Source organism: Amycolatopsis rhizosphaerae, assembly GCF_007713715.1.
GTDB lineage: Bacteria > Actinomycetota > Actinomycetes > Mycobacteriales > Pseudonocardiaceae > Amycolatopsis_E > Amycolatopsis_E rhizosphaerae.
In genome coordinates this window covers 1-1,147 of sequence record NZ_VJWX01000877.1, presented here as the reverse complement: position 1 = coordinate 1,147, position 1,147 = coordinate 1, and the positions used below count along the sequence as shown (strand labels likewise).

The following is a 1,147-nucleotide window of genomic DNA, read 5'->3' as shown; positions in this document are numbered from 1 at the left end:
ACGGGGGGGGCAGGCCCTGGCTCCGGCGGGGGATCGACCGCAGTCCCGCCCAGGCGGCGGCCACCGCCAGCGGGATGTTGATCAGAAACACCGAGCGCCAGCCGAACGCCTCGGTGAGCAGCCCGCCAAGGGCGGGCCCGGCGGCGCTGCTCAGCGGCAACAGGGTGAGCACGATGCTCATCGCCCTGGCCCGGTGCTCCGGCCGCACGGTTTCCCCGATGACGGGCATCGCCAGCGCGCCGAGGAGGCTGCCGAACACCCCTTGCAGCGCCCGCCCGGCCAGGACGAGCGCGAAATCCGGCGCCAGCGCGATGAGCACGCTGCTCATTCCGAATCCGGCGGTGGCCAGCAGGAACGCCGCTCGCGGTGCGGCGAGGTCGAGCCAGCGCCCCGCCGGGATGCTCAGTGCCACCATCGGCAGCAGGTAGCCGAGCATCACCCACTGGGCGGAGGCGGGTGAAACCCCGAGATCCGTGCCGATGCCGGGCAGCGCGACGGCGACCACGGTCAGGTCGAGGCCCGCCAGCACCGAGCCCAGCGCGACCGCGACCACCGCGCCCCAGCGTGTCCTGTCCGCCGTGACCGCGGTCGTCACCGGTCGCCCCGCAGCAGGTCGAGCAGCTTGCCCAGGCCGGCCCGCAACTCGTGGTCGAGCAGGCGCCCGTGCTCGTCGAACTGGCGGGGCGCCTCCGGCACGGGCAGTTCCGCGTCCACCACATCGGCCCCCGCAACGGACAGCACCCGGCGCAGATCTGCCTGGGCCCAGGCCGCGCCGTACCGGTTGGGGCTCGTGCCGATGACCGCGATCCGCTTCCCGTTGAGCACGCTCTCGCCGTAGGGGCGGGAGGCCCAGTCGATGGCGTTCTTCAGCTGCCCGGGGACGGAGCCGTTGTACTCCGGGGTCGCGATCAGCACCCGGTCCGCGGCGGCGATCGCCGCTCGCAGGCTCGCGACCGAAGGCGGCACGGGCCCCTGCTCGGCCTCCTCGTTGAACGGCGGGACCTCGGCCAACCGGTCCCAGGTGCGCCAGGCGAGCTCGTCCGGCAGTTCGTACCGCGCGGCTTCGAGCAGTTTCCGGTTGAACGATTCCCTTCGCAGGCTCCCTGCGATGCCCAAGATCTCCATGCCCCGAGCCTCGCCCTAAGAC

General features: G+C 73.1%; 2 protein-coding genes. Both read right to left on the bottom strand.

The annotated features are described in order from the left end of the window. A partial coding sequence (locus tag FNH05_RS37590) for an MFS transporter (RefSeq protein ID WP_144593570.1) occupies positions 1 to 595 on the bottom strand: 595 nt, incomplete at its 3' end. Then, positions 592 to 1,125: an NADPH-dependent FMN reductase gene (locus FNH05_RS37585; protein WP_144593569.1), complete on the bottom strand. Its 534-nt coding sequence runs from the start codon at positions 1,123 to 1,125 to the stop codon at positions 592 to 594. The genes FNH05_RS37590 and FNH05_RS37585, both read right to left, overlap by 4 nt. Positions 1,126 to 1,147 lie beyond the last annotated feature (22 nt).